The sequence below is a fragment of the Protofrankia sp. CiP1_Cm_nod4 genome (assembly GCF_982290645.1).
In genome coordinates this window covers 28,437-29,747 of sequence record NZ_CEVIVC010000046.1, presented here as the reverse complement: position 1 = coordinate 29,747, position 1,311 = coordinate 28,437, and the positions used below count along the sequence as shown (strand labels likewise).

The window sequence follows — 1,311 nt, the reverse complement described above, 5'->3', positions numbered from 1 at the left end:
GTCGGCCGCCCTTACACGCTGTACGTGCATGGCAACAACGACACGATGGGTGCGGTGCGGGCGGTGGAGTCGATCGCGACCGGCCTGGGCTGGCGACGGTTGCGCGAGCCGGTGACGGTAATCGGTACCCCGGATGCGAAGGACCGGGATGCCTGCTGGGAGCTGGGCGCCAGCACGGCGGCGAGTCTGATGCCGTAGCGCTCGGGTCTGGTGGGTATCGAGGAGGATTCATGCGCCATGCATGAAAGTGTGGTAGCGTGAACAGATGAGCGAGTCCGCCGACCTGGGCATCATCCAGGTGCGTGATGTCGATCCGACGACGCTCGCGGTCCTCCGCGAGCGCGCTAGATCGCTCGGCCAGTCACTGTCCGGGTACCTGCGGGACCTGATGGATGCCGACGCGGCTACGGAGACCAACGCCGAGGTCATCGCCCGCATCGCCCGCGACAGGGAACCGGTGGAGCTCACCATGGACGACATCCTCGCGGCGCGCGACGCGGGGCGGCGTTGACCCTCACGTACGTGGTTGACTGCTCGCTCGTCATCGATGTGCTGTCCGTGCGCAATGGCGACGAGGTGCTCCGGCAGCGCCTGTCCGCCCCGCGCACGCTGCACGCCCCGTACCATCTCGACGTCGAGGTCGCGTCAACAGTCCGCGGGCTTGCCGGCGGAAAGAAGATCACGGACCATCGCGGCGAGCAGATGCTGGCTGACTACGCGCGCCTGCGGATCACCCGTCATCCGGTCTGGCCCTACCACCCCCGGATGTGGGAGCTACGGCACAACCTCGGCGCCTACGACGCCGCCTACATCGCGCTCGCCGAAGCACTTGGCTGCGAACTGCTCACAGGCGACACCAAGCTCAAGAACGCTGCCGGACACCGCGCGACGGTCATCGTCACCCGGTAAAGGATCAGGCAGACTTCGACGGGTGTCCATTCAGGGGTGTGCGCCCCAGCACCCTGATGTTGATGTTGGTTTAGGCGGCGAGGGGCATGCTGGGAGCTGGGGGCCATGGTGGCCGCGCGCCTGATGCCGTAGCTGACCGCTAGTGGTCGAGCGTTCCGACTCGACCAGACGGGTGGTCGTGAGGAACGACGGGCGGTGACCAGGGTCGGGGTGTAGCTGTGTTGTGGTGGCGGGGCGAGGGTGTCGGTGGGTGTCGGTAGGGTGCGGCCATGTCGAGTCCGTCCACGCCTCATGACGCGGTGTTTCGCCGGATTTTGGGGACGCCGTCGAACGCGGCGTCACAGTTGCGTGCGGTGCTGCCGCCGGGGCTGGTGGCCCGGCTTGATCTGGACCAGCTGGCGC

At 67.3% G+C, this 1,311-nt stretch carries 3 protein-coding genes and 1 pseudogene; all 4 read left to right on the top strand.

The window, feature by feature from the left end; all coding sequences use genetic code 11:
* A pseudogene (locus tag AC5LSR_RS11300) lies at positions 1–198 on the top strand (flavodoxin); the annotation flags it as partial.
* A gap of 67 nt (positions 199–265) precedes the next feature.
* The gene (locus AC5LSR_RS11295; RefSeq protein ID WP_250282741.1) at positions 266–511 is read left to right on the top strand and encodes a hypothetical protein; all 246 of its coding nucleotides are present in this window, start codon (positions 266–268) and stop codon (positions 509–511) included.
* Positions 508–909, top strand: coding sequence for a type II toxin-antitoxin system VapC family toxin (locus AC5LSR_RS11290; RefSeq protein ID WP_250282740.1), 402 nt, complete (start codon positions 508–510; stop codon positions 907–909). The genes AC5LSR_RS11295 and AC5LSR_RS11290 overlap by 4 nt, the downstream gene beginning before the upstream one ends.
* Before the next feature lie 269 nt (positions 910–1,178).
* A partial coding sequence (locus AC5LSR_RS11285) for an Rpn family recombination-promoting nuclease/putative transposase (protein ID WP_493464991.1) occupies positions 1,179–1,311 on the top strand: 133 nt, incomplete at its 3' end.

Excerpts from the sequence above, each read along its gene's own strand:
- AC5LSR_RS11295 (WP_250282741.1), top strand. The coding sequence starts at position 266 with ATGAGCGAGTCCGCCGACCTGGGCATCATCCAGGTGCGTGATGTCGAT.